This window comes from Macrococcus equi (assembly GCF_047426745.1).
Lineage (GTDB): Bacteria > Bacillota > Bacilli > Staphylococcales > Staphylococcaceae > Macrococcoides > Macrococcoides equi.
Window position 1 is genome coordinate 87,719 of the sequence record NZ_CP179732.1, and the last position, 13,913, is coordinate 101,631.

Here is a 13,913-nt window from a genome sequence, read left to right on the forward strand (position 1 = left end):
ACTCCTTAAGTTTCAGCTGTCCACTGAGCAATTGAAAGTGCTAAGTGATTGGCTTCTTTTTCGTCTAATAAATTAAATAAATGCAGGTATAAATGTTCTACTAAAGCTTCTCCGAACATTTCATATTCCATTTGAATTGAAAAGAAAATATCCGGCACACTAACTAAAATAGTTTCTTCTTTCTTATTTTCATGGATATAAACTTTACATTGTAAATCTTCTCCATTATAGTTTCTTATTTTCATCAATTATCTCTCCCGTATTTAGCGTATGCCGCTTCTAATCCTATTAAATCATCACGATGAGGCACTTTTTCGTAACCAGGCATAATTTGATATGGTTCTCGTCCTTTTGAGGCCAACACAACCATATCACCCGGTTCGCTGATATCTATTGCATGTCTGATGCCTTCTGCACGATCTAAAAATGAAATAAAATTGTTGTGTGTAGCCCCGGATTCCAAAGCATCAGTTAATTTTTTAGGATCATCATTAGCAGGATTATCTGGAGTAAATATTACATAATCTGCACGACATGCTATCGCTCCCATTTCAGGGGTCTTGGTAAGATCACGCTCACCTGCCATACCTACTAGGAAAATCAGCTTACCACGTTTAAAAGGTTCTACGGCATCAATCAATTTATTCATACCATCTGGTGTGTGGGCGTAATCGATAATTAGATCTATCGGTAAATTTCTATCTAGTACTTCCAGGCGTCCTTCTACCGGATTTAAATTCTCCGTAGCTTTGGCTAATATTTCAAATGAATGACCTTGTGTCCACATTGCGGTAAGCGCCGCGAGCATATTATAAACATTAAAGCGTCCAATATAAGGGCATTTAATCGTAACAATTCCTTCAGGACTCACCAAATCAAATGATATACCATGGATAGTTTCCTGAATGTTTGTCGCTTTTATATCACATTCATTGTTTATACCATACGTTATCACTTCTCGAGGTGTCGCTATTAATAGCTCAGATAAATAAGCATCATCACCATTAACAATTGCATATTTCGGTTTCTTATAATCATTGCCAAGTTGCGCAAATAATAGTGATTTATGAAAACCATAACGTTCCATCGTATGATGAAAATCAAGATGATCCTGAGTTAAATTTGTGAAGATGGCCGCATCAATATCGACACCGTTTGTACGTCCAAGCGCTAAACCGTGACTACTCATTTCCATCGCCATAGCTTTAGCACCTTTGTGTAATGCATCTTTTATATGATTGTTGAGAGTAATGGTTTCAGGGGTTGAGTTTGATCCCTTTGCGACATCCTCATTAAATTGGAATCCATTCGTCCCTAGATAAGCAGAATCAATTTTTAAGGCACGATGAATGTGATGTATCATAGTAGCCACACTTGTCTTTCCATTAGTTCCTGTCACACCATAAGTCGTAAGCTTTTGACTAGGAAAATCCATGATATACTGCGCAAAGATGTTTGCAGTCTTTATCGTATCTTTCACAACAACTTGACCAACCTCTTCACCTATCCCTGGAATATAGTGGTCGACCACTATCATCTTACATCCCTTAGCAACTACATCCGGTACATATTGATGACTATCTACTGTATAGCCATGACTCGCTACAAACACTGATGATTCATCTGCTAATCTGGAATCTACTACTATTTCATCTATCTTTTTAGGAAATTTTCCATAAACTTTCTTTGCTTTAATCACTTTCAGTAATGCGTTTGTTTCCATAAAGTGACCTCCTTTAATTCAATTCTTAATTATACACCTTTTTAAAACTTTCGCCTATACAAGTTAAATATGTTCTTTCAAAATAAATAGCGTATAATGAGGTAAAAAATAAAGTTGGTGAGAATTTTTTATGTCAAAAATAATAGTCAGTCAAATCTCAAAATCATTTGGTAAACATACGGTGTTGAATGATATTAGTTTTTCAGTCAATAAAGGAGAAATGATCGGAATTATAGGCGCCTCGGGTTCAGGCAAAACAACATTGATACAGTGTATGTTAGGTATCAAAACGCCTGATAGTGGAAATGTAACAATCGGTGACCAATTTATGCCTGATTTAGATGCACTACAGCGCATCGGATATATGGCACAATCAGATGCTTTATACAGTGATTTAACCGGATTGGAACATTTAAAGTTTTTCGGTAAATTATATAAAATAAAAAGAACATTATTGAATGAGTCTATAAACCATGTTGCTGAGATCACAGAACTAACTCCACATCTAAAGAAACGCGTGGAGAACTACTCAGGAGGAATGAAGCGAAGATTATCTCTAGCAATCAGTTTATTGCATAACCCTGAGTTGATAATCTTAGATGAACCGACTGTCGGTATTGATCCATTGCTTAAAAGAAAAATATGGCATGAACTTCACCATCTCAAACAACATGGAAAAACGATTATACTTACGACGCATTTAATGGAAGAAGCTGAGTTATGTGATAAGTTATTACTACTTAATCATAATAAGATGATTGGTTTTGGTTCACCTGAACGCTTAAAAGCACATTATCACGCCAATAGCATTGAAGATATCTTTATAAAGGCGGGGAACTTATAATGAATATTCTAACGATTGCACAGAGAATCATAGTACAAATATTACGTGATAAACGTACTTTTTTGCTCTTGTTTATAGCACCACTCATTATTCTTACTTTGCTGCATTACATCTTTCAGTCTGTTGATGACAGCAATATACAGATAGGCACTTATCATACACCTGGTGCTCTGAACAAACAATTAAAAGAAAATAATATTACTTTATTAAAAATCAGTAACACATCTGATATAAAAAAAATAATTGAAGAGAAGCATCTAGATGCGATAATTAAAACGCAAGATAAAAATATTGAAGTTTATTATGAAAATATAGATCCAGGTAAAACGATGCGCATCAAAAAAGCTATCCAGGAATATAACATTAAAATAAAATCTTCTAACTCCAAAATTATCATGGAAGATATGCAACAAAAATTTAATGAAATGAAGCAACAATTAGAAACATTGAGTCAGAAATTAGAAAAATTCGGCCCGTTACTTAAGAAGGTGGGTATTGAGCCACCAAAGCAAAAGGAACAAAACAAACAGCATGATGATACACTAATCAAAACACATTACGTATATGGTGATCAGGATAGTAATTATTTTGATATGATTAATCCCGTATTAATTGCATTCTTTGTGTTTTTCTTTACATTTTTAATTTCAGGCATAACTTTACTGAATGAACGCACAACTGGTACACTTTATAAGTTGCTATCAACACCCATCAAACGTTATGAGATTGTCTTAGGTTACATTGCTGGTTTTTCTTTATTTGCAACATTACAAACTATATTACTCGTTTTATATACTGTCTATATATTACAAATTCACGTTGAAGGGAGTATATTATTATTTATACTCAGTAATATTGTACTGGCTTTTGTCTCACTTGGACTTGGATTATTTTTATCTACATTCGCAAAATCCGAATTCCAAATGATACAATTTATTCCACTTATCATTGTACCTCAAATTCTATTTAGTGGTATTATACCAATAGAGAACATGCACAAACCTTTACAGATTTTAAGTTATCTGATGCCCCTTAAATATGGTGCCGATAATTTAATGCGAATTATGATCAAAGGTCAGTCATTAGAAATTATCCCGAATATCATTATATTAATATGTATATTTATCATATTGATGATTTTGAATGTAATTTTACTTAAACGTTATCGTAATATATAAAGGCCAGACAATAGTTTGTAAATTTTTCTCAAAAGTATTGTAATTTTATTGTAATTATCATGATATCCTTTCACAAAGATGTGATAATAAGTTAGAATTACTATAAATCAAATGAATCGGAGTGTAATTATGCTGATTAAAAATAAAAAAATATTGATTTTGACCGGGTCTTTTGGCAATGGTCATATCTCAGTAACCAATGCACTTGTTAATCAATTTAATAAAATGCACTTACCGAATGTTACTGTAATTGAACATGATTTATTTCAGGAAGCACATCCTATTATAAATAGTATTGCTAAGAAATATTACTTAAACAGTTATAAATATTTCAGAAGGTCTTATGAATATTTTTATTATGCACGTCCTGACAAAACAGATTCGTGTTTTTATAAATATTACGGTTTAAATAAACTTGTCAATTTAATTATTAAGGAAAAACCCGATTTAATATTATTAACATTCCCTACACCTGTTGTATCAATTTTAAAACGTGATTTTAATATCCATACACCTGTATGTACAGTTATTACTGATTATAGATTACATAAAAACTGGATTACACCTGATTCAGAAAAGTACTATGTAGCTACCGAAAGTTTGCAGGATGAACTAATAGCGCTTGGCATTCCTGAAGAAAATATCAATGTAACCGGAATTCCAATCCATGATAAATTTAATCAGACTGTTAATCGTGAATCATGGTTACTTCAACATGGTTTAAATCCTAATAAAAAAACATTACTGATGGTCGCAGGTGCATTCGGAGTCATGGAAGGGTTTAATGAAATGCTAGCGGCACTTGTTGATAAGAGTGACCATCAGTTTGTAGTCATCTGCGGAAAAAACCAAACACTTGTTAAAGCATTACAAGACCAGTTTAAAGATAACAATGTTTTAGTGATGGGGTATACCCAGGAGATGGCTGAGTGGATGTCATCAAGTGATCTGATGCTGACGAAACCTGGTGGCATCACAATTACTGAAAGTTTATGCAAGCATATACCACTTGTTTTCTTTAATCCTGCACCTGGTCAAGAAGGTGAAAACGCAGTTTATTTCAGCAATCAAGGATATGCCAGAATCACACATTCTTATGCTGAAACAATACATGTAACACTTGATTTACTAAATCATGAAAAAGAATTAAACAGATTGACTCAAAATATGAAAAACGATTTTCTACCAAATTCTGCTCAAAACATTTGTAGTTCAATTATCGAATTATTAAATGAATCGATTATTCAAAACGAAATTCATTCGAAAGCGAGTTTATATGCGCGACTCTTCGCGAAATAACTTTACCGGAACAAATTTCTGGTTAATGATTTCTATATTGTTTTTAATGGAATTTGCACGTGGAATGTATATTTTGAGTTATTTACCCATATTGCCTACTACACCGACTAAAATTACCGTTGGAATCGTTTCTGTGGCAATAACCCTTCACTTTATCAGTGATGCTTTAACAAACTTCGGGATCGGCTTTTTGCTTAAACGCTACGGAACAAAAATTGTGTTAAACTTTGGATTTTTTCTAGCTGTTTTCGGCTTAACTATTGTTGTATTTTTTCAAAATCCGTTTTCTTTAATTATTGCTGCTGTTCTCACAGGTATAGCCGTAAGTCCAATTTGGGTCATTATGCTTAGTTCAATTGATGATGCCAAACGCTCTAAACAGATGGGATTTGTGTATTTTGCATGGCTGGTCGGTATGATGGCAGGGATGATTGCCATGAATCTTATCATAAAAATTCATCCGACATATTTTACTTTCTTAATGCCCGTGTTTGTAGTCATTGCCTGGTTTATATATTTCTTTGTTCATGTTGAGGTCTCAATATTTGAAAAGAAAACTTTAAGAACGCAATTCATTCACATTAAGCAAGTCATGATGCGACATCTGGTCCTATTCCCAGGGATATTAATTCAAGGTTTAGCGATTGGCATGCTTGTGCCTATATTACCAAGTTATGCTGTAAATAATTTGCATGTTACTACTTTAGAATATACATATATTTTGATTTCAGGCGGCATCGGTTGTACTATTTCTATGCTCTTCATTTCAAAATTTATGGATGAAGTTTCAAATGTTTATTCCTATATTGTGATTCTCGCTGGGTTCATTGTTTATGGTGTTGCAATATTCGTAATGACACAAATAACGAATTACTACTTAGTACTCGGATCTGCGTTACTAATAGGGATATTTTATGGTTTACTACTACCAGGATGGAATGCTTTCATGGCAAGCCAAGTAGAGCCAAGGCTAAAAGAAGAGTCCTGGGGTGTGTTTAACTCATTACAAGGTATCGGTACAATGCTAGGACCTGTCATCGGTGGATTAATCACAGAACTATTTCATAATACCAACTACACTTTATTTTTATCTTCAGGATTATTTATTTTCCTGGCAATATTTTATGCGATATACTTTGTTAAAATACATCAGCATAACAAAAGAGCACATCCTTAGGATAGTGCTCTTTTACTATGTTTATTTGTGCTTATATTTTGTTATTAGTTCTTCTAAAAAAGGAATCAATTGATCTTTCATCTCAGAACGCATTGCATATTCCATCGTCGTTTTAACAAAACCAATTTTGTCACCTACATCATAGCGTTCACCTTCAAAGTCATAAGCATAGACTTCGTCATCTTCATTCACACGTGCAATAGCATCTGTAAGCTGAATTTCCCCACCTGCACCAATATTTTGTTCTTCTAAATAATTAAATATATCGGGTGTAAGCACGTATCGCCCCATAATTGCCAGTCTTGATTCTGTTGTGCCTAATTCAGGTTTTTCAATTAAGTTATCAATTTCATATAAACGTCCGTCTTGTGATTTAGATTCAATCATCCCATATCGATTAGTATCTTCAAATGGAACAGTCTTAGCACCAATCACAGATTTTTTCTTGTCATCGTAGACATCTATTAATTGCTTAATTGCAGGGACTTCTGCATCGACAATATCATCACCTAACAATACTGCAAATGGCTCGTCACCAATAAATTGTTTAGCCGTCCAGATTGCATGCCCTAAACCTTGAGGTGCTTTTTGTCGAACATAGAATATATTCGCTAAGTTCGTCGAATGCTGCACTTTTTCCAGTAAATCTAATTTACCTTTTTCTTCGAGATTGAATTCAAGTTCCATTTGCGCATCAAAATGATCTTCAATCGCACGTTTATGTTTACCAGTTACGATGATAATATCTTCAATCCCTGCAGCAACTGCCTCCTCAACAATATATTGTATTGTTGGTTTATCAAGAATAGGTAAAATCTCTTTTGGCATTGCTTTAGTAGCTGGTAAAAATCTCGAACCTAAACCAGCAGCTGGAATGACAGCTTTTCTAACTTTCGACATTAAAAAGTCCCACCTTTTGTTCTAATTTAATTTTCATTTTTGTAAATTCATTCTATTTAAGTGTATCATATTCATGTAAAAAATTTAATATTAAAAAGGCGTAGATATTAAATCTACGCACTAAAATATATTATTTTTGATGAGTTTCTGTTACTGTTTTGCTAGCTTCATATGTGATATCCTGTCGATGCATATATACGTTTCGTACGATCGTCTTAATCACCGCGTATGATGGTACTGCTACTAATATTGCCATAAATCCTCCTAGATTACCTGCAGCTAATATTACTGTAATAATCGTTAAGGGATGAATATTAAGTGTTTTACCCATAATATTTGGTGTAATTACATTACCTTCAAGTTGTTGAGCAATCGTCATAATGATAATAACATAGACAACCATAATCGGCTTTTGAATCAATGCAATGATAATCGCAGGGATAATCGCTAAATATGGTCCGAGGAATGGAATAAGATTCGTTACCATCCCCCACATCGCAAGAATGACAGCATAATCGAGCCCAATGACAAGATATCCTATTAATAATAACATTCCTAAGATGAAACTCACTGTTACCTGTCCTTGAATATATGATCTTAATGTTCTGTCTATATCCTTAAACAAATTGACGACAAATAATTTTCTACGACCTGAAAATGGTGCCGCTACGAATGGAATAAATCGGTCATGATCCTTTAGCATATATATTAAAAAGAAAGGTACTAAGATTAATAGAAACAGCGTTGATATAAACTGAGTAACAAAAGAAAATGCATTCGAGACTATTTTTCCTGAGTAATCATTTGCTTTTTTTATTGCACTATTAATACTTTCTTTAACGTTATCCGGTAACTTTTCTCGTTGATCCAAGGCAAGATTAACATAAGACTGAAACTCTTTTTGAATCGATGGAAAGTTATGGACAAAATTTGTTCCTTGCTTAGCGATAACCGGGCCTAAAAATGAAAAGAATAAACCTGCGATTATTACTAAAGCTAGCATAATTGCCGTAAGACTCTGCCAGCGTTTTAAATTGAAACGATGTTCGAGTTTATCCTGAAAAGGTACAGTAACATAATAAAGAAATCCACCTAGCAATAAAGGAAGTATGATAGACTTTACGATAATGATAACAGGATAGAAAATATGATTAATTTCTAGAAAATACTTAATAATTAAAAATGATAACAATAAACCTATGCCAAACCTAAACCAAACTTTTTTTGTCATATTGTCCTCCTAGTTTTAATATAGATATATTATACCCAAAACTTAATGATATTATTAATTTATCATAAAATAAATATTTGCGAGGTGTTTTATTATGAAAAAAGGCTTTATCACACCCTATGAAATAACGAGTAATCACCTTAACAGGACAGTTAAAATTGGCGTCTACTTTCCCATAGATTATTCTCCATTTGAAGAGCATCATTTAATAATATGCTTTGATGGACAGGATGTCAGTCAAATCGGACAAATACACCGAAAATATGAACAACTTGTAAGCGATGGACTTGAAGCTGCAGTTTTTGTCTTTGTTCATTACACCGATACTCGCGAAAGAAGACAGGAATATCATCCGGAAGGTGCATTACGTTCCATTTACCAGCAATTTGTTGCAGAAGAATTATTAATCTTTTTAAAAGATGGTTTTAATTTAAAACACTCAAAGGAAAACACAGTGCTTGTCGGGGATAGTCTTGCTGCAAGTATTGCGCTTACGTTAACAATCGAACATCCTGAAATTGCGAGCAACGCTATACTATTTTCTCCAATGATTACAGAGGCAATCATTTCTGATATAGCAGAAATTCCAGAGAAAGTAACATCACAGCTCAACTATTATTTAATCGTAGGAAAAAATGAAAGTCATTTTAAATTGATGACTGGTGACTATGCTAATTTCCTGACACCGATCCAGCACCTCCATCAAACATTTCAAAAACATTCCATTCAACATTATTACGCTGAAATAGATGGAGGACACACTTGGAAAACGTGGAAACCTCAGCTCGAGAACTGTTTAAATTATTATTTATCATAAAATTCTGATATAATTGAATTATCAGAAAAAAAGGAGTGATTGTTATGAAACTCGGCATCGTCTTATATCCTTCCAAGTCATACCAGGATGAAATTAATCAGTATCGTAAACGATATGACTCTCATTATGCCATCATTACCCCTCATATTACAATAAAAGAAGCATTTGAGGTTGCTGAGAATGACCTCAAGAATGTCTCTGCCAAACTTAAAGAAATCGTTAAAGAAATAAATCCTGTAGAAATTAATGTTGAAAAAGTATCTGATTTTGCACCTACGCAAAACGTAATTTATTTAAAAGTTACACCAAATGATGAACTTGTTAAATTATTTAATTTACTGAACGATGGTAGTTTCTACGGAACAAATCAATATCCTTTTGTACCACATTTCACAATTGCACAAGGATTATCATCACAAGAGTTTGAAGATGTAAAAGGACAGCTATCAATGACAGATGTTGGACATTGTGAAACAATTGATAAACTGAGTCTTTGCTATCAGCTTGATAATGAAACATGGAATGTTTTAGAAACATTTTCATTTGGACGATAATTACATTTAAAATTAAAGACCGAGCAAACGCTAATCAAAATGATTGGTTTGTTCGGTCTTTTTCATGAAGTATTTTACTGATTAACCTACGATATGATAACCACCATCTACATGAATATTTTCACCAGTTACGCCACTTGAAAGATCTGACAGTAAATATAAAGCAGTCTTACCTACTTCGATAATATCTACATTGCGTCTTAGCGGAGCATGGGTTTCTATTTCTTTTAATATAGTATTAAAATTACCAACACCTTTAGCACTTAATGTACGGATCGGCCCAGCTGATATAGCATTGACACGAATACCATCTTGTCCTAAATCAGCTGCTAAATATTTTACGTTTGCTTCAAGAGATGCTTTTGCAACACCCATTACATTGTAATTAGGTACAGCAAATTCTCCACCTAAGTATGTCGTCGTAACGATTGAACCATTGTCTTTCATTAATTTTGAAGCTTCACGGGCAACAATGGTCAACGAATAAGAACTGATGTCCTGCGCAAGAAGAAAACCTGCACGACTCGTATCAACAAATCGACCTCGTAAGTCTTCCATATTAGCAAATGCAATAGAATGGAACACACCATCAATATGACCATACTTTTCTCCTATCTTTGAAAAAGCATTGATGACATCTTCATCATTTTGAACATCGCATTGAATCATATCAGCTTTTTGATTATTTTTAAGATTAGGTAATAGTTTTTCAAGTTCTTTCATACTTCTCTCTTTGCGATAAGTAAAAATAAGTTTACATCCAACCTCGTCCAGTACTTGAGCAACTCCATATGCAATACTTCTCTTGTTAGCAATCCCCATAATGACATATACTTTCTTTTCAAAGTTTAACATTGTTATTCTCCCTTATATGTTAGTTCTAGTATCTACTACTAAATTATTATAGCATAGACGATGAACAAAAGAAAAACCAGTAGCAACAGCTACCGGTTAAAATAATTCTAACTCACGTTTTATCACATCGACATATTTTCTTTCTCCAGTGACAATGAGACGATCTTTAAAATGAAGCTCCGTATCTCCATGCGGTACAATTGAATCGTTACCTCGCAGGATACGAACAAAGATAATATCTCCTGAAAAAGGAAACTCTCTCAATTGCATTTCATGATAACGTGTATTTAACATTTCAATTTCATAAAGTGATGTTTCTACATTGGATAATAGATTTAACATATTCGGTGATTCTATTAATCCTTTTAACAATGTCTTCGTACTCTGGAATTCACTGAATACTTCAATACCTTGCGTCGTTAACTCCTCATCGTCCTGTAGACTTTCAACACGGCAGATTACACGTGGTACACCTTCTTGTTTTGACATGATTGCGACTTTACGATTGATTGTTTCATCATTAGCTGAACACACCACAATATCAAAATCAAACAAACCATTTTCAATTAATTCATCATATTCATAAGCATCCAGTTCTATCGTTTTTAAATCTTTTATCGTACGTTTATCAACATTATTCTTTAAATAAAATAATGTTGGTAAGTAAAGATCTGATTTAAAACTTTGTGCGACAGGAATAGATAACTGATTCTTACCAATAAAGGCCACTTTAATCGTTTTCTCTTCTGTACTGGCAACCGGGAATGTCTTTTTAAATAGTATTGGAACAATAACACAAGTTATGACGGCTGCAAGAATTAATGTACCACTTGTTGTGGCATTAATCGTACCGAGTTGTTCAGCAATTTTAGCCGATGCAATGACTAGTGATAACGTTGAAGTCAACAGAAATGAAGAAGCTAATACTGTTTTAGTATCATACCATTTCTTTAAAAGACCAACCGGTATAACTTTAGTTAAGTAAAATGCTACTAACAGAAAAGGAATAATCATTAATCCTGAAGGATCTTTGAATAAAGCAGGAATATTCAAATCTACTCCGACCATGATAAAGAACATTGGTATAAAGAATCCATATCCAAATGAATCAAGTTTATTGACCATATCTTTATCTGGACCGAGAAGACTGACTACACAGCCTGCAAGGAATGCTCCGAGAATATTTTCAGCACCTACACCTTCTGCAAGTGCCACAAGTAAAATAATCAATGCAAAGACAGCACGAATACCAATTTGCGTTGTACCTGCCATCATCTTCTCTAAAAACGGTGCTTTCTTGAAATTTTTACCTGTGACATAGAACAATGCTGTAAAGACGATAAGAATACCAATTAACCATATTGGCGAGTCGCCTTGTGCATACAGTGTTCCATATAATGTAAGTAAAAGAATTGTCGCTAAATCCGCTAATACAGCGACCAGCAAAATAATTTGACCGATCGTCGTCTGCATAATATTGATTTCCTTTAGCGTAGGTACTACAACACCTAATGAAATTGTAGAAATAATAATGACCATCAGTAAAACATCATCAATGATACCCGTCCATTTAAATAAATAGGCTGCAAATATCGATAATACTAAAATACCACTAAATATCGTAATTGCGATTAACAGTGGATTAGGTTCTTTTTGTTTAGACTTACTTTGTCCTTGCGTTGATTTAAATGCTTTAAAGTCTATTTCTAAACCACTCAGAAACATCAAAAAGATAAAACCTAGTGTTGAAAGCATATTGAGCATATCAGTACGCTCAACCAAATTAAATAAAGACTTTCCGACGATAATCCCCATGAGTATTTCTGCTACAACAACAGGTAAAAAATTGATACGTAGCCTGTTAAGAATGATTGGCGTTAAAAATGCACTAACCACTACAATCACTAATGATAATAATTCTGCATGATTTCCCATCTTGCCCTCCTATGTTAAGTAACTCATAAATGTTGTGGCTAAGCCAAAATAAATTAACATACTTATTATATCATTTGTTGTTGAAATAAATGGACCACTTGCTACTGCCGGATCAATCTTTAATTTATGCATAATCAGCGGAACCATCGCACCGGCAAGCGTCGCAACTGTCATTGCAATCGTTAGGCTAAAACAAACAATAAGACCTAGCACTGGCGTTCTGTACAACACGCAAATAATAATAAATAGCATCATCGCACAACTTAATCCGGTAATCAGACCGGAACCTGCTTCTCGAAGCGCAAGTTTAAATTTACTTTGTTCATCAATCTCTCCAGTTGATATACCACGCACAACAACTGCTAGACTTTGTGTACCAGAATTTCCTGCCATTCCCCCTATAAGCGGTATAAATGCCGCAAGTAATGCAACTTTACTTAGAGTATCTTCAAACTGCCCTAAGATTGAGGCAGTAATCATTCCCATTACAGTTAATGCCATTAACCAAGGTAATCTTTTTTTAGCAGTTGCAAACATTGAATCACCTGTAGAATCAATGTCACTCACCCCGGCTAGTTTAGAATAATCTTCGCTAGCTTCTTCATCCATTACATCTAAAATATCATCAATTGTTATGATTCCAAGTAAGTGATTTTGATAATCGACAACAGGTAAAGCTAATAGATCATAGTCTTTCATAATATTAGCAACATCTTCCTGATCATCAGCCACGTTAACACTTATCACACGCTCATTCATAATATCTTCAATATATTCATCATTTTCAGCAATAATTAAATCTCTTAGTGAGATTACACCGACGAGCTGTTTGCGTTCATTTAATACGAAGATATAGTAAATCGTTTCTGCCTGAGGCGCCTGTTCTTTCAGCTGAATCATTGCTTCACGCACAATACTTTGAGATGAGACCGAGATAAATTCAGTAGTCATTAAACCACCGGCAGTATCTTCTTCGTAATGAATCAAAGCTTTTATCTCACTTGCTGTATCCTTATCCATCAACAGCAGAAGACTAGCAAGTTTTGTTTTCGGCAGCATCTTTAATATATCAACGGCATTATCCAGTGACATTTCCTCAAACATACTGCTGGCATAACGTGCATCCATCTTCTCAAGAATATGATCATATTCATCTTCTTCCAGTTCGGTCGTTTCCAAAAATTCTGCAACTTCCTTGGGTGAAAGAAATTGATAGATTTTGTTTCTTAGCTTGTCATCTGACTCAGAAAAGTATTCTCCTTGATCATAAGTATGGAGTTCAAGAAATTCTTCGCGAAATTCATCAATATTATCCAGAAGTAAAAGCTTGTCTAACGTTTCTTTGTTGTACATCTCTTCATCATGCATTACTTCTTCGGTCATCATCTCACCTCCAAAAA

General features: G+C 33.9%; 13 protein-coding genes. 6 read left to right on the forward strand and 7 right to left on the reverse strand.

From position 1 onward, the window contains the following. Positions 1–5: 5 nt before the first annotated feature. Complete coding sequence (locus ACMGE6_RS00425; protein ID WP_414044610.1) at positions 6–245, reverse strand: YueH family protein; 240 nt, start codon at positions 243–245, stop codon at positions 6–8. Further along, positions 245–1,723 (reverse strand): UDP-N-acetylmuramoyl-L-alanyl-D-glutamate--L-lysine ligase, encoded by a 1,479-nt coding sequence (locus ACMGE6_RS00430; RefSeq protein WP_414054054.1) that lies wholly within the window; start codon positions 1,721–1,723, stop codon positions 245–247. Before ACMGE6_RS00430 ends, ACMGE6_RS00425 begins: the two co-directional genes overlap by 1 nt. 130 nt (positions 1,724–1,853) lie before the next feature. On the opposite strand from ACMGE6_RS00430, the gene ACMGE6_RS00435 reads away from it, so the two are divergent. The 4 genes from ACMGE6_RS00435 to ltaA all read left to right on the forward strand — a co-directional run bounded on the left by ACMGE6_RS00435 (position 1,854) and on the right by ltaA (position 6,221). Then, a complete protein-coding gene (locus ACMGE6_RS00435) occupies positions 1,854–2,567 on the forward strand; it encodes an ABC transporter ATP-binding protein (protein ID WP_414054055.1) in 714 nt (237 codons plus the stop codon). After that, positions 2,567–3,745, forward strand: a complete 1,179-nt coding sequence (locus tag ACMGE6_RS00440) for an ABC transporter permease (RefSeq protein ID WP_414054056.1) — start codon at positions 2,567–2,569, stop codon at positions 3,743–3,745. Before ACMGE6_RS00435 ends, ACMGE6_RS00440 begins: the two co-directional genes overlap by 1 nt. 129 nt (positions 3,746–3,874) lie before the next feature. Beyond that, the gene (locus tag ACMGE6_RS00445; protein ID WP_414054057.1) at positions 3,875–5,044 is read left to right on the forward strand and encodes a diglucosyl diacylglycerol synthase; all 1,170 of its coding nucleotides are present in this window, start codon (positions 3,875–3,877) and stop codon (positions 5,042–5,044) included. Further along, entirely contained in the window at positions 5,022–6,221 is a 1,200-nt protein-coding gene (ltaA, locus tag ACMGE6_RS00450) for a lipoteichoic acid biosynthesis MFS flippase LtaA (RefSeq protein ID WP_414054058.1), read from the forward strand. Before ACMGE6_RS00445 ends, ltaA begins: the two co-directional genes overlap by 23 nt. Before the next feature lie 21 nt (positions 6,222–6,242). Here the strand turns inward: ltaA and galU are convergent, their stop codons facing one another. Together galU and ACMGE6_RS00460 are read right to left on the reverse strand one after the other, a co-directional pair. After that, a complete protein-coding gene (galU, locus tag ACMGE6_RS00455; RefSeq protein WP_414044616.1) occupies positions 6,243–7,121 on the reverse strand; it encodes a UTP--glucose-1-phosphate uridylyltransferase GalU in 879 nt (292 codons plus the stop codon). Positions 7,122–7,251: 130 nt separating this feature from the next. Continuing rightward, a complete protein-coding gene (locus tag ACMGE6_RS00460; RefSeq protein ID WP_414054059.1) occupies positions 7,252–8,352 on the reverse strand; it encodes an AI-2E family transporter in 1,101 nt (366 codons plus the stop codon). Between the two features lie 94 nt (positions 8,353–8,446). Between ACMGE6_RS00460 and ACMGE6_RS00465 the strand changes: the two genes are divergently transcribed. Together ACMGE6_RS00465 and ACMGE6_RS00470 are read left to right on the forward strand one after the other, a co-directional pair. Next, the gene (locus ACMGE6_RS00465; RefSeq protein ID WP_414054060.1) at positions 8,447–9,169 is read left to right on the forward strand and encodes an alpha/beta hydrolase; all 723 of its coding nucleotides are present in this window, start codon (positions 8,447–8,449) and stop codon (positions 9,167–9,169) included. 44 nt (positions 9,170–9,213) lie between these two features. Continuing rightward, complete coding sequence (locus ACMGE6_RS00470) at positions 9,214–9,723, forward strand: YjcG family protein (RefSeq protein ID WP_414044619.1); 510 nt, start codon at positions 9,214–9,216, stop codon at positions 9,721–9,723. Positions 9,724–9,804: 81 nt separating this feature from the next. On the opposite strand, the gene fabI is transcribed toward ACMGE6_RS00470, so the two are convergent. The 3 genes from fabI to mgtE all read right to left on the reverse strand — a co-directional run bounded on the left by fabI (position 9,805) and on the right by mgtE (position 13,899). Then, positions 9,805–10,578, reverse strand: coding sequence for an enoyl-ACP reductase FabI (gene fabI / locus ACMGE6_RS00475; RefSeq protein WP_414044620.1), 774 nt, complete (start codon positions 10,576–10,578; stop codon positions 9,805–9,807). Positions 10,579–10,674: 96 nt separating this feature from the next. Then, positions 10,675–12,513: a monovalent cation:proton antiporter family protein gene (locus tag ACMGE6_RS00480; RefSeq protein ID WP_414044621.1), complete on the reverse strand. Its 1,839-nt coding sequence runs from the start codon at positions 12,511–12,513 to the stop codon at positions 10,675–10,677. A 9-nt stretch (positions 12,514–12,522) separates the two neighbouring features. Continuing rightward, entirely contained in the window at positions 12,523–13,899 is a 1,377-nt protein-coding gene (gene mgtE, locus ACMGE6_RS00485) for a magnesium transporter (RefSeq protein ID WP_414054061.1), read from the reverse strand. Positions 13,900–13,913 lie beyond the last annotated feature (14 nt).